At 69.1% G+C, this 20,002-nt stretch carries 13 protein-coding genes and 1 pseudogene; 4 read left to right on the forward strand and 10 right to left on the reverse strand.

What is annotated here, in order from left to right; translation table 11 throughout:
• Nucleotides 1-42: 42 nt before the first annotated feature.
• The 3 genes and pseudogenes from INQ42_RS10290 to pilG all read right to left on the reverse strand — a co-directional run.
• Nucleotides 43-576 (reverse strand): annotated as a pseudogene (locus tag INQ42_RS10290) (chemotaxis protein CheW); the annotation flags it as partial.
• A gap of 20 nt (nt 577-596) precedes the next feature.
• On the reverse strand, nt 597-962 hold the full coding sequence (locus INQ42_RS10295; RefSeq protein WP_194034182.1) for a response regulator: 366 nt from the start codon (nt 960-962) through the stop codon (nt 597-599).
• Nucleotides 963-980: 18 nt separating this feature from the next.
• Entirely contained in the window at nt 981-1,379 is a 399-nt protein-coding gene (gene pilG / locus INQ42_RS10300) for a twitching motility response regulator PilG (RefSeq protein WP_194034183.1), read from the reverse strand.
• A 194-nt stretch (nt 1,380-1,573) separates the two neighbouring features.
• Here pilG and gshB point away from each other — a divergent pair, with 194 nt between their 5' ends.
• Nucleotides 1,574-2,527, forward strand: a complete 954-nt coding sequence (gene gshB, locus INQ42_RS10305; protein WP_194034184.1) for a glutathione synthase — start codon at nt 1,574-1,576, stop codon at nt 2,525-2,527.
• A complete protein-coding gene (locus INQ42_RS10310; RefSeq protein WP_194034185.1) occupies nt 2,524-3,399 on the forward strand; it encodes an energy transducer TonB in 876 nt (291 codons plus the stop codon). The genes gshB and INQ42_RS10310 overlap by 4 nt, the downstream gene beginning before the upstream one ends.
• Before the next feature lie 9 nt (nt 3,400-3,408).
• Here INQ42_RS10310 and tsaB read toward each other — a convergent pair whose 3' ends face one another.
• From tsaB to mrcB, 4 genes are read right to left on the reverse strand one after another with little or no spacing between them, the layout of a single operon-like run.
• On the reverse strand, nt 3,409-4,167 hold the full coding sequence (gene tsaB, locus INQ42_RS10315) for a tRNA (adenosine(37)-N6)-threonylcarbamoyltransferase complex dimerization subunit type 1 TsaB (RefSeq protein ID WP_194034186.1): 759 nt from the start codon (nt 4,165-4,167) through the stop codon (nt 3,409-3,411).
• Nucleotides 4,164-6,293: an ATP-dependent DNA helicase gene (locus tag INQ42_RS10320; protein WP_194034187.1), complete on the reverse strand. Its 2,130-nt coding sequence runs from the start codon at nt 6,291-6,293 to the stop codon at nt 4,164-4,166. Before INQ42_RS10320 ends, tsaB begins: the two co-directional genes overlap by 4 nt.
• Before the next feature lies 1 nt (nt 6,294).
• Nucleotides 6,295-6,813, reverse strand: coding sequence for a hypothetical protein (locus tag INQ42_RS10325; protein ID WP_194034188.1), 519 nt, complete (start codon nt 6,811-6,813; stop codon nt 6,295-6,297).
• On the reverse strand, nt 6,810-9,230 hold the full coding sequence (gene mrcB, locus INQ42_RS10330; RefSeq protein ID WP_194034189.1) for a penicillin-binding protein 1B: 2,421 nt from the start codon (nt 9,228-9,230) through the stop codon (nt 6,810-6,812). Before mrcB ends, INQ42_RS10325 begins: the two co-directional genes overlap by 4 nt.
• 155 nt (nt 9,231-9,385) lie before the next feature.
• On the opposite strand from mrcB, the gene INQ42_RS10335 reads away from it, so the two are divergent.
• Nucleotides 9,386-11,488: a glycosyltransferase gene (locus tag INQ42_RS10335; RefSeq protein WP_194034190.1), complete on the forward strand. Its 2,103-nt coding sequence runs from the start codon at nt 9,386-9,388 to the stop codon at nt 11,486-11,488.
• Between the two features lie 20 nt (nt 11,489-11,508).
• Here the strand turns inward: INQ42_RS10335 and INQ42_RS10340 are convergent, their stop codons facing one another.
• Both INQ42_RS10340 and INQ42_RS10345 read right to left on the reverse strand, forming a co-directional pair.
• Nucleotides 11,509-13,005 carry a tetratricopeptide repeat protein gene (locus tag INQ42_RS10340; RefSeq protein WP_194034191.1) on the reverse strand — a complete coding sequence of 499 codons (1,497 nt, stop codon included), beginning with the start codon at nt 13,003-13,005 and terminating at the stop codon, nt 11,509-11,511.
• Nucleotides 12,989-15,190, reverse strand: coding sequence for a RelA/SpoT family protein (locus INQ42_RS10345; RefSeq protein ID WP_194034192.1), 2,202 nt, complete (start codon nt 15,188-15,190; stop codon nt 12,989-12,991). The genes INQ42_RS10340 and INQ42_RS10345 overlap by 17 nt, the downstream gene beginning before the upstream one ends.
• A gap of 66 nt (nt 15,191-15,256) precedes the next feature.
• Here INQ42_RS10345 and INQ42_RS10350 point away from each other — a divergent pair, with 66 nt between their 5' ends.
• Nucleotides 15,257-15,763: a hypothetical protein gene (locus tag INQ42_RS10350; protein WP_194034193.1), complete on the forward strand. Its 507-nt coding sequence runs from the start codon at nt 15,257-15,259 to the stop codon at nt 15,761-15,763.
• A gap of 3 nt (nt 15,764-15,766) precedes the next feature.
• On the opposite strand, the gene hrpA is transcribed toward INQ42_RS10350, so the two are convergent.
• Nucleotides 15,767-19,975: an ATP-dependent RNA helicase HrpA gene (gene hrpA / locus INQ42_RS10355; protein WP_194034194.1), complete on the reverse strand. Its 4,209-nt coding sequence runs from the start codon at nt 19,973-19,975 to the stop codon at nt 15,767-15,769.
• Between the last annotated feature and the right edge of the window lie 27 nt (nt 19,976-20,002).

Consider the following 20,002-nt stretch of genomic DNA (forward strand, 5'->3'; position numbering starts at 1 on the left):
GTGGTTTTCGGTAGCGGGCTGCTCGACCCGTGGGGTATCGAGCGCTGCGTGTCGGAACTCGGGGGTACGTGCCAGCCGGTCCAGGCTGAAAACGCCCCAGGTGTGCTCGCCCAGACGGTAGGCCCGGTCGATGAAGTAGGAGTAGCGGCCCTCGCCAAGACCCGTCGCGAGGACGGCCTCGGCGTCGAGCTGTGACTCGTTGAAACTGCGCTGACCGAACAGTTCGTCGATCAGGACGGCCACGTCGCCACCGGGCTGGCGGACCAGCAACATGCGCTGGCCTTCGTGGAGGACCGTCCGCTCGCCCTCCAGGAAGTACTTGAGGTCAACCACCGGCAACAGGTTTCCGCGCACATTGGCCAGGCCCAGCAACCAGGGCTGGGCGCCGGGCACGGGCGTGGCCTGCGGCAAGGGCAGGATTTCGAGCACTTCGTCAAAGCTCGACGCCAGCCGGCGCGAACCCACGCGATAGCCCACGCCCCGCCACATCCCCGGCGCGTCCAGCTGCTCGGGCAGGCCGGCCACGTGGTCCAGGCTGCGACGCTCGTAGTCGTGGAGGATCGCGAACGGGTCGATCCGCTCGATGCCGGCTCGACTCACGGGCCGAGCAACTCGTTGATGCGCGCGACCAGTTCGTCTTCGCGCGGCGGCTTGACGATGTAATCGCGCGCGCCCTGGCGAAGGCCCCAGGCCTTGTCGGTCTCCATGCCCTTGGTGCTGACGATCAGCACGGGAATGGTGCTGGTCTTCTCGTCACGCGACAGTGCGCGGGTCGCCTGGAAGCCGTTCATGCCGGGCAGGATCACGTCCATCAGCACCAGGTCGGGCTGCTCGCGGCGGCACATCTCGATGCCGTCCTCCGCATTCCCCGACACCAGTACTTCGTGTCCGTTGCGCTCCAGCAATTGGGTGAGGACCGCCGTATCCGTCGGCGAATCCTCGATCAGCAGAATGCGTGCCATATATGCCCTACCCCCCGGTCAGGCGTTGACGTGTGTTCGTATGGCGTCGAGGAGTTCCCCGCGCGTGAATGGTTTGGTCAGGTACTGCTCGGAGCCGACGATGCGGCCACGGGCCTTGTCGAACAGGCCGTCCTTGGATGACAGCATGATCACGGGTGTGTTCTTGAAAACCTGGTTGTTCTTGATCAATGCACAGGTCTGATAGCCATCCAGCCGCGGCATCATGATGTCGACAAAGATGATCTGCGGCTTCTGGTCGGCGATCTTGGCCAGTGCCTCGAAACCATCGGTGGCGGTCACTACTTCGCAGCCTTCGCGCTTGAGCAATGTTTCAGCGGTGCGGCGGATGGTCTTTGAGTCGTCGATCACCATGACTCGCAGCCCATCGAGGCTGCCGCTGCGGACCTCGTCTTGCATGTTCCCTGTTCCCCAGTATTGCGAAGCGCTTGCGCGAATTCCCCGACGCGCCAGCTAGGGTCCCTTTATTCCAAGCCGGGCGCAAGGTGTCAAGCGCGTTTGCGCGCTGCCTCGATGCTGAATGCGCGCCGCTGCGGGATTGCCCGGATGGCTGCCTGCTACCATCCACGCGACCCCTGCCAAGGCCACCTGCCATGCCGCTTGATATCGTCGTCGTGATGGATCCGATCGAATCCATCACGATAGCCAAGGACTCCACGTTCGCGATGCTGCTGGAGGCGCAACGGCGCTCGCACAGGCTCTGGTACGTGATGCCTGGAGGACTCGGACTGCGCGACGGAAACGCGATCGCGACGATGGCGCCATTGACCGTTCGTGACGATCCGGACGGATGGTTCGATCTGGGCTCCGCGTCACAGTTCGATCTGGGTCCAGGCCACGTCGTGCTCATGCGTCGCGATCCGCCGGTGGACAACGACTACATCCACGACACCCAGATCCTCAGCCTCGCCCAGCTTGCCGGCGCGATGGTGGTCAACGATCCGCAGGGGCTGCGCGACTACAACGAGAAGCTGGCTGCGCTGCTGTTCCCGCACTGCTGCCCGCCGACGGTGGTCAGCCGCGATCCGGCGGTGCTGAAGGCCTTCGTCGCCGAACACGGAGAAGCGGTGCTCAAGCCGCTGGACGGAATGGGCGGCCGCTCGATCTTCCGCGTGGCCCACGGCGATTCGAATACCAATGTCATCCTGGAAACGCTGGTTGGCGAAGGCAGCCTGGCGATGGCGCAGCGTTACCTGCCGGAGATCAGCGAGGGCGACAAACGCATCCTGCTGGTCGACGGCCAGGTGGTGGACTACACCCTGGCGCGCATACCGCAGGGCGACGAGTTCCGCGGTAACCTCGCTGCGGGCGGTCGTGGCGAGGGGCGTCCGTTGAGCGATCGCGACCGCTGGATCGCCGCCCAGGTGGCGCCGGAAATGAAGCGGCGCGGCATGCTGTTCGTCGGCCTGGACGTGATCGGCGACTACCTCACCGAGGTCAACGTGACCAGTCCGACCTGCATCCGCGAGCTCGATGCCCAGTTCGGCCTGAACATTTCCTCCGGCCTGTTTGACGCGATCGAAGCGCGGGTTGCTGCCACGGCATGAGCGTGGTGGCGGCATCGATGACCGGCACGGTTGAGCGCCAACGACTGGGCGCGACGATGGTGCTGTCGCTGCTTTTGCACGCGGTGCTTCTGCTGGGTGTGGGTTTCAGCATGGAACTGGCCGCGCCGGTCGTGCCCACTCTCGACGTGATCCTTACCCGCACCACCAGTGCGCTGACCCCCAAGCAGGCCGACTTTCTCGCCCAGGCCAACAACGAGGGCGGCGGGGAAAGCGAGCGCGCGGTGCGCCCGCGCGACAACCAGTCGGGGCCATTGCCGCAGGACGCCGACGGCCAGGCGCCGCGGGAGCTTCGCGCGCAGTCGCCCACGCAGCAGCCACCGCCGCAGGCGCGGATCATCGCCAGCGCCCGCGGCGAGGACACGGTCGCCAGCGCGCAGGAGACCCCGGAGCCGGCCGAGCGCACGCTGCCGCCTGGCCAGGAAAAAATCGACCGCGACATGGCGATGGCGAGGCTGGCCGCCGAGATCCACCTGCGATCGGAACGCTATGCCAAGCGCCCCAAACGCAAGTTCGTGTCCGCCAGCACCACCGAATATGCGTGGGCGGGTTACCTGCGCGAGTGGGTCGACCGCGTCGAGCGGGTTGGCAACCTCAACTACCCCGATGAAGCGCGGCGGCGGCGCCTGGCGGGCCAGGTGGTGATCAGCATTGCGATCCGTCGCGACGGCAGCGTGGAGAACTCCCAGATCGTGCTGAGCAGCGGGATTCCGCTACTGGATGCCTCGGCGTTGCGGATTGCCCGGCTCGCCGAGCCTTATCCGCCGCTGCCGCAGACCGACGACAACCCGGACATCCTGCATGTCACGCGGACCTGGGCCTTCCTTGCCGGCGGCGAGCTGGTGGATCGGTGACGCCTGCGCTCAGCCTCGGTGTTTTTCCGCGCGCAGCGCTTTCTGCTCGCTGATCGTCAGTGCTACCTGGTTGCGCAGGTACGCCGGCTCGACCCGCTCGGGCGCGAGCGCCTCACCGCGCAGCCACATTCTTGCCGCCAGCCGTGCGACATCGCCGGCGCGCGGGAGTGAGTCCGCATCGACCGCCGCCAGCTGTGCCGACAGGCGCGTGCGCAGCGCGCCCTCGGCGGCGACGAAGCCGGTACCGGCACCCAGCCAGCCGGCGTCGCCATCGGGCAGCGTAACCGCATCGGGGGCCAGCACGGCCTCGCTGCCGATCAGGACCGCGTCGCCGTCGTGCACGCGAAACGCCCCCACGTAAACCTCGCCCATGCGCGCATCAATCGACGCCAGCACGCGATGGGCGACACCCTCCTCTACTTGGTCTGCCCTTGGTTGGTCGGGATGGTGGTCAGCGCGGACCGCGCCCACGGCGAGGGCGGCAAGCGTCGATACGGGCAGTATCGGACGGTCCAGCGCCAGGGCGATGCCCTGCCCGATCGCGATCGCCAGCCGCACGCCGGTAAAGGCGCCCGGGCCCCGCCCGACCGCAATAGCGTCCAGTTGCGCGCGGGCGATACCCGCCTCCGCGAGCACCGCATCCGCCCACGGCAGCGCGAGCTCGGCATGGCGACGCGGGGCGATCTCGAAACGCTCAAGCACCTCGCCGTCGACCCACAGCGCGACCGAGCACGCCTCAGTGGCCAGCTCAAACGCCAGCAGTTTCACAGCAGCATCCCCGTCTCCTGCGCCGCGGCCGGCGCGGACGCCGTTTCGCCTGGCTGACTGTCATGGAAGAAAGACTGCACGTCCGCAATCTGCCGCGTGCGTGGCAAGGGCGGCAGGGAATCGAGAAACACCTTGCCGTAGCTTTTGGCCACCAGCCGCGGATCACACAGCACGAGCACGCCGCGATCGGTCTCGCTGCGGATCAGGCGCCCGGCGCCCTGCTTGAGTGCGATCACCGCCTGCGGCAGCTGCTCGTCGCGGAACGGATTGCCGCCGGCGCGCCGGATCGCCTCCAGCCGGGCCTCGAACACCGGATCGTCCGGCGCGCCGAAGGGCAGCTTGTCAATGACCACCACGCTGAGCGTATCGCCGGCGACATCCACGCCCTCGCGGAAGCTGGCCGCACCCAGCAACACGCCATTACCCGAAGCGCGGAAGCGCTCCAGCAAGGTGGAGCGCGGCGCTTCGCCCTGGACGAACAACGGCCATGGCCCGTTTCGCAGCAGGTCGGCCACTTCGCGCAACGCGCGGTGCGAGGCGAACAGCACGAACGCCCGGCCACCGGAGGCTTCCAGCACGGGCCGGATCGCGGACACGAGTGATTCGGTGTAGTGCCGGGCCGACGGCTCGGGCAGGCCGGGCGGCAGGTAGCACAGCGCCTGTTGCGCCCAGTCGAAGGGGCTGGGGGCAAGCAGCGTGGCCGGTTCGCGCAGGCCGAGCTTGATCGCGTAGTGCTCGAAGCGTCCGCCGATGGCCAGTGTCGCGGAGGTAAAAACCCAGGCCGCATGCGAGCGCGCGCGGTGCTGCGCCAAGGGGCCGGCCACGTCCAGCGGGGTGCGGCTGAGGCGGAAGCCGCGCGCGGTCAGCTCATACCACAGCACGCTGGGCGCATCATCGGCGTTCAGCGGTGCGCGGTCATCGGGATCGGCGGGAGCGATGGCGTCGTCGCCTTCATTGGCGGGAAGCGGTGGAACCGTTTCCTCGAAGGGGTCGAAGTCGGCATCCGGCACCGCGTGGGCGTCCGCGGCCGCATCGGCCCCGCCGCGCCAGCGCATCAGGCGCATCTCGAACTCGCGGGCGCGCGCCGTGCAGCTGTCCAAGCCCGGGGCAGCTTCGCGCAAGGGCAGCAGCGCAGCGTGCAGGGCACGCAGCGCCTCCAGCAACGCATCCAGCCCGGCCTCGGCGACGGGGTCTTCGGCGGCACGCAGGCGGGTACCGCGCACCGGCAGATCATCCATGGCGGCACGCAGTCCGCGCACGGCCTGTTCCAACGCGCGCGCCGGCTCCTGCAACACCGCCAGCGCAGCAGGAACCTGCCTGCATTCGGCCAGCGCGTCGCGGGCCAGCTCGACCAGCGGCCGGGCGCTGAGCGCATCGCCGAAAAACTGCGCGGCCAGCTCGGGCAACTGGTGGGCCTCGTCGACCACGAAGGCCTGCGCACCGGGCAGGATCTCGCCGAAACCTTCCTGTTTCAAAGCCAAGTCGGCGAGCAGCAAGTGGTGATTGACGACCACCAGATCCGCCGCCTGGGCGCGCTGACGCGCCTGGACGACAAAGCACTCGGAGAAAAACGGGCACTCGCTGCCCAGGCAGTTGTCCGCGGTCGAGGTGACCTGCGGCAGCAGCGGCGAGTCATCGGGCAGGGTCTCCAGCTCGGCCAGATCGCCCATCCGGGTTCGCCCGGCCCACGCGACGATGCGCTGGAACTGCGCGGCCGTCTCCCGGTTCGCGAACCGGCCCTCGCCCTTGGCCTGTTCCAGGCGGTAGTGGCACAGGTAGTTCGAGCGCCCTTTCAGCAGGGCCGTCTTCAGGCCGATGCCCAGCGCCTCGCGCACCCGGGGCAGGTCGCGGTGGTAGAGCTGGTCCTGCAGGGCGCGCGTGCCCGTGGAGACGATGGTCTTCTGCCCCGACAGGATCGCCGGCACCAGATAGGCGAAGGTCTTGCCGGTGCCGGTGCCGGCCTCCGCCAACAGGACGCCGCGGGTATCGAACGCGTGCGCAATCGCGGCGGCGAGGTCCTGCTGCGCCTCGCGCGGAGCAAACGCGGGGATGTTGCCAGCCAGGTCGCCGCCCTCGCTGAGCGCGGCGCGTGCGGCCTGACCGAGGCGGCTGGAGGCGGCGCTCATCTCAGTACCGTGGCGGTGCGGCAACGGTGCACGCGTCGCGGCTGGCCTCAGCCTCGGCCAGGGCGTCGCCGTCCGACGCGCGCGCGAGCAGGACCTGGACCACGGTCTCCCAATGACGCCGGCAATGCGGTCCTGCCTGGGCGCCGACGGCCGCCGCGCGGCGCGCCATGTGTTCCGCGGTGGCCAGGTCACGCTGCAGGATCGCGTTCTCGGCCCGGGCCTGGAGCAGTTCGGCATCGTCGGGCTGGGCTTCCAGCGCCAGCTCCAGTTGCTGCCCCGTTATCGCCAGACGGTCGGGTGCACGCAGATCGCCCAGTTCCTGCTTGAGGCCATCCATACGCCCATCGGTGAGCGGGCGCACCACCAGTTCGCGGCTGTCCGCAACGCCCGCCTGGTCGATGGCTGCGATCATCGCCGCCGGATCGAAAGTGGCGGCGACCGGCCTTGGCGCAGGCGGCGCCGAGGCGCAGGCCGACAGCAGCAGGAGCGCCAACGCGGCGCCGGATCCGGAACGGCTCATGGCGAATCCTGCGGTTCGGTACCGGTGTCTTGCGAGTCGTTGCGACGGCCACTGCCAAAGCCGAACCACTCCCGCCAGCCTCCGCGGCTGCCGGATTCCCCGGCGGAGGGTGCGGCTTCGGCCGGCATTTCAGGCAGCGCGGGCCGGCAGGGCATGTAGGCCGGCGCATAACCGTTGGCGAAGGCGAAACGGCTCGCACCCGGGCAGCTGGCATCACTCACATTGCTTCCGCTGACCCACTGCCAGTCGATCCCTTCATCGCCCACTTTGAGCGGCGCGCTGGGCAGCAGCTTGAACAGGTTGGACCACACCCGCATGCCGCCGGTGGCGCCGAACAACCCGGTGGCCTCGTTCTGGTCGTTACCGACCCAGACCACGGCGAGGTGGTCGCCGGTGTATCCCGCAAACCAGCTGTCCCGACCGTCGTTACTGGTGCCGGTCTTGCCCGCGGCGTTCAGGTGGCCAAGGCCGTCCGCCACCAGCTGCCGGCCGGTGCCGGCGGTGACCGCCCGTTGCAGTGCGATGGTGACCAGACGCGCGAATACCATGTCCCCTTCCTGCGCCGCGTCGGGACGATCGTCATAACGGTTGAGCGCCTTGCCCTCGGTGTCGAGCACGCCGCGCACCGAGTGCAGCGGCTGGATCTCGCCCCCGGACGCGAGGAACTGGTAAAGCTGCGCCATCGCGTAGGGGCTCTGGTCGAGCGATCCCAGGATCAACGCCGGATTCGGCTCTGCGGTGATGCCGGCAAGCGTGTGCACCAGCTCGGCGATGCGTGCCGGCGCGACCTGCATGCCCACGCGGACGGTCGCCTGGTTGTAGGAACGCGCGAGCGCATCGATCAGGCGAACCGTGCCGTGACTGCGGCCATCCGAGTTGCCCGGCGTCCAGCGCTTGCCGTTGCCAAGGATCACGGTGACCGGTGAGTCATCCACCCAGCTGGCCAGCGACCATTGCTGTGGACTGGCCAGCGCCAGCAGGTAGACAAAGGGCTTGAGCAGCGAGCCAACCGGCCGCTGCGCCTCGACGGCGCGGTTGAAGCCCGGCTGCGCGGGGGTGCCGCTGCCGACCACCGCCAGCACGTCGCCGTGCTCGACGTCCGTGACCACCACACCGGCCTGCAACGCCGGCCGGTTCTTCCCCTCCAGCCCTTTCAGCGTCTTGATCACCGCGCCTTCGGCGTAGGCCTGCGCCGATGGCGCCATGGCGGTCATCACGCTCAGCCCGGCGCCGGCGAGGGCTTCGGAGGAATAGTCGCGGGCGAGTTGGCGCCTGACCAGGTCGACATACGCCGGGAAACGGTTGGCCGAGGTGCGTCCCGGATCGGTGCTGATTCCCAGCGGTGCCTCTTGTGCGCGCGCGTGTTCGGCGGCATCGATCAGAGTGGACTCAAGCATCCTGTCGAGGACGAAATTGCGCCGCTGCGTCGCCCGCTCCGGGTTGCGTCGCGGGTCGTAGTAGGACGGGCCGCGCACGATGCCGATCAGCAATGCGATCTGCTCGGTGCTGAGGTCGGCCAGGTCCCGCCCGAACCAGAACTCGGATGCCGCGGCCATGCCGTGGATGGCCTGGGCCCCGCGCTGACCCATGTAGACCTGGTTGAAGTAGGCCTCCAGGATCAGCCGCTTGTCGTAGCGCGCCTCCATCAGCAGCGCGTAGATGATCTCGTTGAACTTGCGGGTGTAGGTCTGTTCGCGGCCGATGCCCAGCAGGCCGCTCCTCGCCAACTGCTGGGTAAGCGTGCTGGCGCCCTGGCGCGCTTCACCGGAGCGCATGTTGATCCACGCAGCGCGCACGATGCCCGACAGGTCGATGCCGTGGTGGCTGGCGAAGTCGCGGTCCTCCACGGCCTGCAGGCCCGTGACCAGCAACTCGGGCACCTCGTCCAGCTGGACCAGGCGGCGCTCTTCCTGTTTCTGCCCGTACAAGGTGGCGATGCGGGCGGGATCGAGTCGCAGCCGGGGCGGCGCATTCTTGCCGCCGGTCGCCTCGAGCTTCGCTACCCGGCCGCGGCCCAGGGTGAGCTGCGCCATCCGGGGGGCAACCGCCCCGTCGACGTCATTGAAGCCACGACTCGAGATTTTCCAGTTCGCGTCGTCGTGGAGGTACGTGCCTGGACGCACACCATCGCCGGCGTGGTAGCCCGCGGCGCGAAGCTCGACTTCCAGCGTGCCGGCATCCATCGCCACGCCCGGGGCCAGCTCCAGTGGACGGCCGTACACGCGGGTGGGCAATTGCCAGCGCAACTGATCAAAGCGCTGCCCGACCTCGTGGTTGAGGTAGAGCGAGTAGGGAATCAGGAAGCCCAGGCCCAACCCGATGACGGCCAGGATCGCCGTGGACAGCAGGCGCGGCCAGCGCGGCCCGGGCGAATCGCCCTGTTCAACGTCGTCTTCGTCGTAATCGATTCGGGCCACGGCATGGGACAATGACAGGGCTGCGCCCTCACAGACCCGAGTCTAACGCAGCCGGAGCGGACGGCCCTGTGGGTCCGCGCCGGCCGATTCGTTGCAGGTTCAGCGCCCGACCGGACGATGGCCGCACGGATGTCCCTCACCAACGGAGTTGCAAGATGCCGATATCGCGGGCCGAACTGCGGTTCCTGTTCAACCGTGGCAGCGGCCTGCTCCAGCGCGGCCTGACCAGCCTGCGCACGCGCGGCCTGCGGGCGTCGGTGAGCCGGGCGATCACCCAGCTCCAGCCGGTTCCGAAGGCGCAGCGGGCCGCGTTGTATCTGCCCGAGCAATCCCTCGCCGCACCTGCTCGCGTCCCCGCGAGCGCGCGCCCTTTTGCGAGCGTCATCGTCCCGGTCTTCAACCAGCTCGAGCACACCCTGGGGTGCCTGCGTGCGCTGGCCGCATATCCGCCAAGCATGGAAATAGAGATCATCGTTGTCGACGACGGCAGCAGCGATGACAGCGGCACGGTTTTGCCGGTCATCGAGGGACTGCGCTACCACCGGCGTGCGGACAACCAGGGATTCATCGCGGCCTGCAATGACGGTGCGTCATTGGCCCAGGGCGAGTTCCTCGTATTTCTCAACAACGACACCGTGCCGCAGCCCGGCTGGCTGGACAGCCTGCTGGGCACCTTCGAGCAGTTCCCCGATACGGGCCTTGCCGGCGCGCAACTGGTCTATCCCGATGGTCGTCTTCAGGAAGCTGGCGGAATCGTCTTCGCCGATGGCAGCGGCTGGAACTACGGGCGCTTTGAGGCGCCTGACGCGCCGCGGCATGCCTTTGTGCGGGAAGCAGACTATTGCTCCGGCGCGGCCATCGCCATCCGTCGATCACTGTTCGCGAAGTTGGGGGGGTTCGACCCGCGCTACGCGCCCGCCTACTTCGAAGACACCGACCTGGCGTTTGCCGTGCGCGATGCGGGCCTGAAAGCCCGCTACCAGCCGGCGTCGCGGGTTGTCCATCTGGAGGGCGTCAGCGGCGGTACCGATGTACGCCATGGCCCGAAGGCCTACCAGGTGCGCAACCAAGCGACGTTTGCGGAAAAGTGGCGGGCGGCGTTGGCGTTGCAGCCTGCGTCGGGCACTGATGCGGATCGTGCTGCGACCCATCGTGGCAACAGCACCCTTTTGATCATTGATGCCTTGACTCCCCAGCCCGATCGCGACTCGGGTTCACTACGTCTGTTCAACCTGATGCTGATGCTGCGCGAGGAAGGCGCGCATGTCGTGTTCCTCCCCGCCGACCGTGGCCACGCGGGGGACTACACGCGGGAGATGCAGCAGCTGGGCATTGAAGTCTGGTACGCCCCCTTCGCGCAGCCACTGCCCATCTGGCTGCGCAAGCACGGCCCACGCTTCGACAGCGTGCTGGTTTGCCGTCATTACGTGATGCGTGAGGTGCTGCCGCTCCTGCGCCGGCACGCGCCGCAGGCGCGGGTGATTTTGGACACGGTGGATCTGCACTACCTGCGCGAGCAGCGTGGCGCCGAACTGGCCAACGATCCGGCGCGCGCCCGCGCCGCGTTGCGCACCCGGCGCAGCGAGCTGGACGTGATCGCCCGCAGCGATGCCACCTTCGTGGTCAGCGAGGTGGAGCGGGACCTGTTGGCCAACGAGCTGCCCGACAGCCGGGTGGAAGTGCTGTCCAACCTGCACCGGATGGGCGGCGAAGGCCTGCCGTTTGAGCAGCGCCGCGACCTGATGTTCGTCGGCGGGTTCCGCCATCCGCCCAACGTCGATGCGGCGTGCTGGTTCGTCGACGAGGTGTGGCCGTTGCTGCGCCAGCAGGAGCCGGAACTGCAGTTCCACTGCATCGGCGGCGATGTGCCGCCGGAGGTGCAGGCCTTGTCGACGCGGCCGGGGGTGATCGTGCACGGCCACGTCCCCGACCTGACGCCGCTGCTGGCCGGGGCGCGACTGACCGTGGCGCCGCTGCGCTACGGCGCCGGCGTCAAGGGCAAGGTGAACCAGCCCATGGCCCACGGCCAGCCGGTGGTGGCGACCGCCTGTGCGATCGAGGGCATGCACCTTAGGCCGGGCGTTGACGTGCTGGTTGCCGATGACGCCGCCGGGTTCGCTGCCGCGGTGCTACGTGTCTACAGGGAGCCTGAGCTGTGGCAGCAACTGGCCCGCAACGGGCGGGAAAATATCCAACGCCACTTTTCGCTGGATGCCGGACGTGGGGTCGTACGCAAGGTATTGCTCGGGCGAGGGTGACGCGGCGCATTCGGGCCCTGTCATTCCCCGCGGGGCGGCACCGACGCGCGCTCCAGACGACGCGAGAAAGCATCCAGCCCGTCGGCGGAAGGATCCAGCGAACGGGCCATGCCCAGCGCGCGCCGGGCCATCTGAAGGTCGCCGGCGCCCACGCGTTCGTCGCCCACCGCGATCCAGCGCAGCGCCAGCTGGCGACGGGACGCGTGCACGCTGTTCTCCTCACCTTCCAGCACGGCGTAGGCATCCAGGCATCCGCCTGCGGTGGCCAGTTGGTTGCGCCGCAGAGCCGTCACGAAGCACGCGTGCGCCGCGGGGCGCAGGCGTCGCGTCATCGCGATCACGTCCGGATCATCGGCTGCGATCGCGCGGGCTGTGCGCAGCTTGTCGTAGGCGCTGTCGCCGGGCGGCGACAGCAGGTCGCCGCGCGCCTCGGCAGCCGCGGCGGCCTCGAGCAGTTCGCGCACGCGCTTTTTTTGTTGTGCCGGCGGAAGGTCACTTTGCAGCCGTGCCTGCAGCAAACGGGTTTGCGCCAGATGCTCGTTGGCCTCAATCACTGCCGGGGCGTCCGGCGCAATGGCCGCAGCGGCGCCGAGCTCCTGCTGCGCCTCGCGGATCCGGAAATCCGCGGCGTGGCGCTGGCTCAGCGCCGCATGCGCATTGGCGACCCGCAATCGACCGCGCGCGGCGGCCTCATTGCCGGGCTGGATCCTCGCAATCATGTCGTAGCCCTCCAGCGCACGCTGCAGGCGTCCCCGCCTCAGGTCCGCATCAGCTTTCTGCAGGCGTTGCTCGGCCCGGCTGGCCAGCAGCGAGACCACCCGCGGCAGGTCGATATGGCCGGGATCCAGCTCGCTTGCGCGCTCCACCATGGTCGCGGCAGCGAGAAGGTCGCCGGTCTCGCCCGCCTGGCTGGCCCTCTGCAGCAGGTCCGACAGCGCGTCCTCGCGCCCTTCCAGGGCACCGATGTCGTTGGGCCGCAGAGCGAGCGCCTGCTGGTAAAGCGGCAGCGCCGCGTCATCGTCGCCATCGAGCCGGCCCGCGGCGCGCGCTGCGTCGGCGCTGCGAATGAGTTGCTCGATGTCGCCCGCGCTGTCGCCGATGCGCTCAAGCCGGGCGGCGACTTCGTCCATCGCCGCCCGCGGCATCGCCATTTCGCGTGCCAGTTGCAGGGACGCGCGCGCCTGCTTCAGCTGGCCGAGATCGATCTGGGCGTTTGCACGTGCCAGCGCCGCCTCGCCGACCTGCAGCAATCCCTCGCGGGTGTCGCCCCGATCCGGATCCAGCGCCAGCGCGGCCTCGTAGAGCTCGCGTGCGCCGCGGCCGTCGGGCCGGCTCAGCTCGCCGGCCTGCAACGCGCGCGCGGCATCGGATTGCAGTTGCTGGATGCGGGTATCGGGCCAGATCGCCTCCGAGATCGGCTTGTGCCACCACAACAAAGCCGCGGCGAGGAGAGCGCTCAGCGCCAGCGAGCCCCAGCGCCGCGCGCCACGGTCGCGCGGGTCAGCAGCGGCGCGCATGCTCCACTCCCGGCACGGCGCCCAGCTTGCCCAGCAGCTGCGTCAGCTGGTCGAAATCCTCGACCTTGACGCGCATGCGGATGCGCATCCGGTTGTGCTGCGAATCGCTGCGGATGCCGCCCATGTTGACGTTGGCCTGGGCGATGACGTTGGTCACCTCCTTCAGCAGCCACTTGCGGTCCACCGCCAGCACTTCGATGTCGACCTCGTAGCCGCCGCTGGCACCCCACTCCACCGTGAGCACCCGGTCGGGATCCTTGTCGGCCAGGCGTTGCAGTGTCGCGCAGCCTTGCCGGTGGACCGTCACCCCGCGCCCCCGGGTCAGGTAACCGGCGATCGGCTCCCCGGGCAGGGGCTGGCAGCAGCGTGCGGGCTGCACCAGCAGGTTGCCCAGGCCCTGCACCGTGAAGTCGCGCTGCTTTCCGGCCGATCGCCGCCGCGCGCGCTCCGGCGCGGGCGCGGTTGCGGTCACCGCGGGAGCGCTCTGCGCGCGCTGATGATCCTGCAGCAAGCGGCCGACCTGATGCGGCCCGACGTCGCCGAGTGCCACCAGGACGTACAGCTCGCTGTCGCTGGCCAGGCTGAAACGCTCGCGCGCCGGCGCGAGGTCTGTACCCAGCAGGCCCATCCGGCGCAGTTCCTTGTCCAGCAACTCCCTGCCGGCGGTTTCGTTGCGCTCCCGGTCCAGGCGGTGGAACCAGTTGCGGACCTTCTCCCGTGAGCGGCTGCTGGCGAGGAAACCGTTGGATTCGATGAGCCAGTCGCGCCGCGGCTCACCGGTTTTGGCGGTCATGATCTCGACCCGGTCCCCGCTGTGCAGTCGGTGGTCCAGCGGAACGATCCGCCCGTCCACCTTGGCGCCACGGCAGCGATGACCGACCTCGGTATGCACCCGGTAGGCGAAATCCAGCGGGGTGGAGCCGGCCGGCAGGTCGATCACCTCGCCCTTGGGCGTCAGCACGTAGACGCGGTCCTCAACCAGTTCGGTATCCAGCTCGCGCGCCAGCGCCGCATCGTCGGCGCCGCCTTCATCGGCCTGCTCCAGCAGCTTGCGCATCCAGGCGATCTTGCGGTCAAACGCCGCATCTCCGCCGGAGCCTTCCTTGTAGCGCCAATGCGCGGCGACGCCGAGTTCCGCCTGGCGATGCATCTCCACGGTGCGGATCTGCACTTCCAGGGTCTTGCCTTCCGGCCCGATCACGGCCGTATGCAGGGAACGGTAATCGTTGCGCTTGGGCCGGGCGATGTAGTCGTCGAACTCGCTGGGGATCGGAGTCCATGTGGCGTGCACGACCCCCAGCGCGGCGTAGCAGGCGGCGACGTCGTCCACCAGGATGCGCACCGCGCGCAGGTCGTAGAGTTCGCTGATCGGCGCCTGTTTGCGCTGCATCTTCTTCCAGATGCTGTAGATGTGCTTGGGCCGGCCGGCGATGTCGGCCGCAAGACCCTGCGCGTCCAGCGCCTCGCGCAGGGTCTGCTGGACCTGCTCGATGTAGCGCTCGCGGTCGCCGCGCTTCTCGTCCAGCAGGCGGGCGATCTGGCGGTAGGTATCGGGATGCAGGTAGCGGAAGGCGAGGTCCTCCAGCTCCCACTTCAGCTGCCAGATGCCCAGCCGGTTGGCCAGTGGTGCGTGGATGTCGCGGGCCAGGGTCGCCAGCGCGAGGCGTCGCTCCTCCGGCAGGCTGGCGGCCTGCTGCATCCGCGCCAGCTGGCGTGCCAGCAGGATCGGCACCACCCGCATGTCACGGACGATGGCGAGGAGCAACCGGCGCAGTCCCTCGCTGCCGCTGCGCCCCTGCTGCTCGGCGTGCAGGACCCACACCTGGGCGGAGGCGCGCTGGCCGTCCAGCAGGGTCGCGATGGACGGGTGTTCCGCCTCGAACTTCGGCCCCAGCGCGGCCAGCAACTGCGGGTAGGTGTGCAGGATCGCGGCGGCGAGGCTGTCGCTGTCGGCGTCCAGACGCTGCAACGCGCGCAACATCCCGCGGACGACGTCCGCCGGGTCGCGCGGCTCATCGGCGACGTTCGGCGATGTATCCGCTGCGTGCCGCAGGCGCTCCAGCAACGGCGCGGCAATGGCATCCGCCGGAGCCACGTCGAGCAGCGCGCGCAACGCATCGACCGGCGGCCCGATGGCTGCCGTCAGACCGGCGGTGGCCGGGGATGGGCGCGCGGGCGGCTTCATTGCAGTGCTTCGTATCGACCTGGAGGACTGACTACACTATCGACCAACCGTCTGCAGGAACAGCCCATGTACGCCATCCTTCGCGCCCCACGCCTGGTTCCACTCGTTTTTGCCACCGCGATGCTTATGGCCTCTGCCGCCATGGCGCAGGAACCGGCGCGCATCGAGCAGCAGATGACGACCGAGCAGTTCCGCGCGGCCGGCCTGGACCGGCTGGACGCCGCGCAACTGGCCAACCTCAACGACTGGCTGAATCGCACCATGGACATCGAGGTGACCAAGGCCGCCAAAGCCGCCGAGGAGAAGGTCAACCGCTGGAACCTCGGATTTGGCGGCAGCGCCGCGCGCGAGCCGGTGACGGCGCGGCTGCAGGGCGTGTTCAACGGATTCGGCAAGGGTCGCAGCTTCGCCCTCGACAATGGCCAGGTCTGGCGCCAGACCGACGATTCGACCCTGTACGGCGTGAAGCTCGAGAACCCGCAGATCCGGATCACCCCGAGCTTGGTCGGTACCGCCTGGTATATGCAGGTCGAAGGCTACGGCAGCCGGGCCAAGGTCGAGCGCGTCGAGTAAGCCTCACCCGCGCAGCCGGGCCAGCTGCGCGGCCAGTTTCTTGGCCGAGACGCCGCGTGTGCCCAGTTCCTGGGCGAACAGCGACACCCGCAACTCCTCCAGCTGCCAGCGCAGCGCCTGCCATCCGGATTGCTCCAGGTCACCCCGCGCGGCAGCCTCCGCCAGCGCATCGCTGAACGGCGTCAGCTCCAGCATTCGTGCCTGGTCGCGGGTGGGATCGCGCAGCGCGCGCTCGCCGCGCAAGGCCAGCGCCTTGAGGTAGCGCGGGTACTCCTTGAGCACGTCGGCCGGCACGTCGCGCAGGAAACCCGCCGGCGTCAGCGCGGCCAGTTGCGCGCGCATGTCGTCGAGATTGCCGCTGGCCCACCCCATCAGAGGCGACTCCAGGCTGGCGCGGGCGTGCGAGACCGCGGTCAGGATCTCCTCGGCCTGCTGCAGGCGCGCCATGGCCTCGCCGAACAGGGCCTTGGCGACCTCGGCACGACGTGCCTCGAATGCCGCCGGATCGCGGATGCCGGCGACGTCGTTGGCCACCAGGGCGGCAAACGCGCCATCGACGAGATCCGCGCGCAGACGGTCGCCTTCCGGCGGCGCCTGCGTGCGCGGGGCGGCGGCCTCGATCGCTGCGTACAGAAGTCCCACCTTGGCCGAGACCGGCAGTTGCTTGCGCGCCTGTTTGCGCGCATCACCCAGGGTCAGCCACAGGAGCCTGCGGACGCCGCCTGGATGCGCACGCTCGGCCTTCTCGCGGTCCGCGTGGACCTGCAGGGAGACACTGTCGCCGTCATCGTGCAGCGCCGGGAACGCCGGCATCCCGGCGACTCCCGGAACGGTGGCGGGAATAGGTTCATCGGGGAAGCGCACCAGACCGCGCTGGCCCATGCCTTTGGCCGCGCGTGCGGCAAAGGCCCTGGCCGCGCGCTCGCCGAAGCGCGCACGAAGCTCGTGCAGGTCGCGCGACTCGGCCAGTACGACGTCGGCACCGCGCTGTCGCTCGTCCGCAGCGTCCAAAAGGCGCAGGTTGACGCGCAGGTGCGGCTCAAGCGCCGACTCGTCGAGTTCTCCGGCCTCCAGCGTGCTGCCGGTGACCTTGCCAAGGAAGCGCGCGAGCACCTCCGGCATCGGCGCATCCTGTGGGTCGGGGAACGCCTCGTGGAAGGCCCGCGCAAAATCCGGCGCGGGCACGTAGTTGCGCCGCTGCGCCTTGGGCAGGCCCCGGATCAGCGCGGTGGCCTTGTCTTCCACCAGCCCCGGCACCAGCCATCCCAAGCGCACCGGATCGAGTGCATTGAGCAGGTGCAGCGGCACCGACACGGTCATGCCGTCGTCGAGCGCCCCCGGCTCGAAGCGGTAGCTGACCGCCAATTGCACGCTGCCCAGCGCGATCGATGATGGGAAGCGGCGAACGTCGGTGCTGTCGCCGACCATCAGGTCATCCAGCGTCCACTCCAGCGCGGCTTTCTGCAGGGCGGGCAGGCGGGCGTACCAGGCATCCAGTGCCTGCGCGTTGTGGACATCGGCGGGCAGGCGCTGCAGGTACCACTCGGCCATCCACGTCTCATCGACCACCAGCCCGGCGCGACGCTGCTTGGCTTCCTCCTCCAGCGCCTTCTCCAGGGTCGCCAGGTTGCGCTGCAGGAACACGCTGCGGGTGTTGATCTCGCCGGTCACCAGGGCGTCGCGGGCGAAGATCACCCGGCTCTCCTCCGGATACAGCGCGCCGTAGTGCACCGGCCGCTTGGGTGCGAGCACCAGGCCGAACAGGCTGACCTGCTCGCTGCCCAGCACCTTGCCCTGCGAGCGCGCCCAGCGCGGATCGTGATGGCGGCGCGCAAGCAGGTGCTGCAATTCGTCGATGACCCAGTCCGGCTCGATCGCGGCGTTGGTCATCGCCCACAGCTGGGCGGTATCCAGCAGCGTCGCCGACAACACCCACGGCGGCGGTCGCCGCGCCAGCGCCGATCCGGGAAACAGCTGGAAGCGGCGACCGCGCGGGCCTTCGTAACCACCGGGCTTGCGATCAACGACCTTGCGCTCGCCCGGCTTGGTCGTCGCCGCGGGCTGTGGCGCGTCGGCCGGTTTAATGCGGTGACCGATCTGGGTTGGCAGGCCGGCGATGAGGGCTCGGTGCAAGAGCGCGTAGGCGCCGCGGCCAAGGCGTTCCTCTTCACCCTCAGTTGTCGGCGCCACCTGGCCGTCCCCTGCCGTGGCCGGCGGGTCAAGCGGCGGGCGACCGCCGCGGCGACGCCGCCTCGCGCGTGGCGCCGGAGTGGACGCTGGCACCGCGGTCTTGTCCTTGCGTCCGGTGCCACCGGCGGCGACCGCGGACGCGCCCGGATCCCAGCCCAGTTCGACCGCCATCAACTTCAGCTGGCGGTGCAGTTCGCGCCACTCGCGCATGCGCAGGAAGCCGAGGAAGTGCTTCTCGCACCAGCGTCGGAGCTGCGACTGGGTGGACGCCTCATGCGCGTCCTGGTAGGCGTCCCAGAGCTTGAGGATGCCGGCGAACTCGGACGCCGGATCGGCGAACAGCGCATGGGCGTTGTCCGCCGCAGCGCGCTGGTCGGCCGGGCGCTCGCGCGGGTCCTGGATGCCCAGGAAGGAGGCAATCGCGAGCATCTCGCGCATGCAGCCGTGGGCGTTGGCGGCCACCAGCATCCGCGCCAGCTTCACGTCCACCGGCATCCGCGCCATCAGCCGGCCGACCGCGGTCAGCTTGCGCTTCTCATCGACCGCGCCCAGTTCGGCCAGTTGCTGCCAGCCGTCGGCAATCGCGCGGGTATCGGGGGGTTCCAGGAACGGGAACTGCTCGATGTCGCCCAGGCCCAGCGACAGCATGCGCAGGATCACGCCGGCCAGCGCCGCGCGGTGGATCTCCGGGTCGGTGTATTGCGGGCGCGACTCGAAGTCCGCCTCGCTGTAGAGCCGGTAGCAGATGCCGTCTGACACCCGCCCGCAACGACCCTTGCGCTGGTTGGCGCTGGCCTGGCTGATGGGCTCGATGTGCAGCCGGTCCAGTTTGCTGCGCGGGCTGTAGCGCTTGACCCTTGCCAGCCCCGGATCGACCACGTAGCCGATCCGCGGCACCGTCAGCGAGGTCTCGGCGACGTTGGTGGCCAGCACGATGCGGCGCTGGGTCCCGGGCTTGAACACCCGGTCCTGGTCGCGCACCGAAAGGCGCGCGTACAGCGGCAGCACCTCGGTGTGCCGATACTTTCGCGCCTCCAGCGCCCGGTGGGCGTCACGGATCTCGCGCTCGCCGGGCAGGAACACCAGCACGTCGCCACGCGGATCCTCGCGGCTGATCTCATCGCAGGCGGCGACGATTCCGTCATTGATCGTGCGTTCGCCGTCGCGCGCCGCGGCGCCATCATCGGTCTCGCCGCCGCCTTCCAGCGGCCGGTAACGCACCGACACCGGATACCCGCGCCCTTCGACATCGACCACCGGCGCGTTGTCGAAATGCGCCGAGAACCGCGCGGTGTCGATCGTCGCCGAGGTCACGATGACCTTCAGGTCCGGCCGCTTGCGCAGCAGCTGCTTGAGATACCCCAGCAGGAAGTCGATGTTGAGGCTGCGCTCATGCGCCTCGTCGATCAGGATCGTGTCGTAGCGCGACAGCCAGCGATCCGACTGGATCTCCGCCAGCAGGATGCCGTCGGTCATGAACTTGATCGCGGTGTCGTCGCCGACGTTCTCGCTGAAGCGGACCTGGAAGCCGACGGTGGTGCCCAGTGGCGTGTTGAGTTCTTCGGCGACGCGCTTGGCCACCGCGCGCGCGGCAATCCGTCGCGGCTGGGTGCAGCCGATCATGCCCGCCGCCCCGCGCCCTGCCGCCAGACACAGCTTGGGCAACTGGGTGGTCTTGCCCGAGCCCGTCTCGCCGGCGACCACGATCACCTGGTGCCTGCCGATCAGCTCGACGATGCGCTCCGCCTGGCTGGCAATCGGCAGAGACGGGTCGACCGGTGCGCGCGGCAGGGTTGCGGCCCGCGCCTCGCGGCGGGTGATCGAGTCCTTCAGCGCATCCTCAAAACGCGCCTGCAGCGCCGCATCGGCCGGCGCATTGCGCCAGCGCGACCACAGGCCATGCAAGCGCCCGCGATCACGCGTCAGCGCGTCGTCGATGTTGCGACGCGCGGCATCCAGCCCGGCACCGTCGGGGCTGCGCGGTCGTGACGCGGCGTTGCCATGGGAGTTGCTACGGTTCATCGGGTTGATTCAAAGAAACAGCGCATT

The sequence above is a fragment of the Lysobacter avium genome, from assembly GCF_015209745.1.
Taxonomy (GTDB): Bacteria; Pseudomonadota; Gammaproteobacteria; order Xanthomonadales; family Xanthomonadaceae; genus Novilysobacter; species Novilysobacter avium.

Coding starts and splice junctions, on each gene's coding strand:
- INQ42_RS10295 (WP_194034182.1), bottom strand. CDS start 962: ATGGCACGCATTCTGCTGATCGAGGATTCGCCGACGGATACGGCGGTC.
- pilG (WP_194034183.1), bottom strand. CDS start 1,379: ATGCAAGACGAGGTCCGCAGCGGCAGCCTCGATGGGCTGCGAGTCATG.
- gshB (WP_194034184.1), top strand. CDS start 1,574: ATGCCGCTTGATATCGTCGTCGTGATGGATCCGATCGAATCCATCACG.
- INQ42_RS10310 (WP_194034185.1), top strand. CDS start 2,524: ATGAGCGTGGTGGCGGCATCGATGACCGGCACGGTTGAGCGCCAACGA.
- INQ42_RS10320 (WP_194034187.1), bottom strand. CDS start 6,293: ATGAGCGCCGCCTCCAGCCGCCTCGGTCAGGCCGCACGCGCCGCGCTC.
- INQ42_RS10325 (WP_194034188.1), bottom strand. CDS start 6,813: ATGAGCCGTTCCGGATCCGGCGCCGCGTTGGCGCTCCTGCTGCTGTCG.
- INQ42_RS10335 (WP_194034190.1), top strand. CDS start 9,386: ATGCCGATATCGCGGGCCGAACTGCGGTTCCTGTTCAACCGTGGCAGC.
- INQ42_RS10340 (WP_194034191.1), bottom strand. CDS start 13,005: ATGCGCGCCGCTGCTGACCCGCGCGACCGTGGCGCGCGGCGCTGGGGC.
- INQ42_RS10345 (WP_194034192.1), bottom strand. CDS start 15,190: ATGAAGCCGCCCGCGCGCCCATCCCCGGCCACCGCCGGTCTGACGGCA.
- INQ42_RS10350 (WP_194034193.1), top strand. CDS start 15,257: ATGTACGCCATCCTTCGCGCCCCACGCCTGGTTCCACTCGTTTTTGCC.
- hrpA (WP_194034194.1), bottom strand. CDS start 19,975: ATGAACCGTAGCAACTCCCATGGCAACGCCGCGTCACGACCGCGCAGC.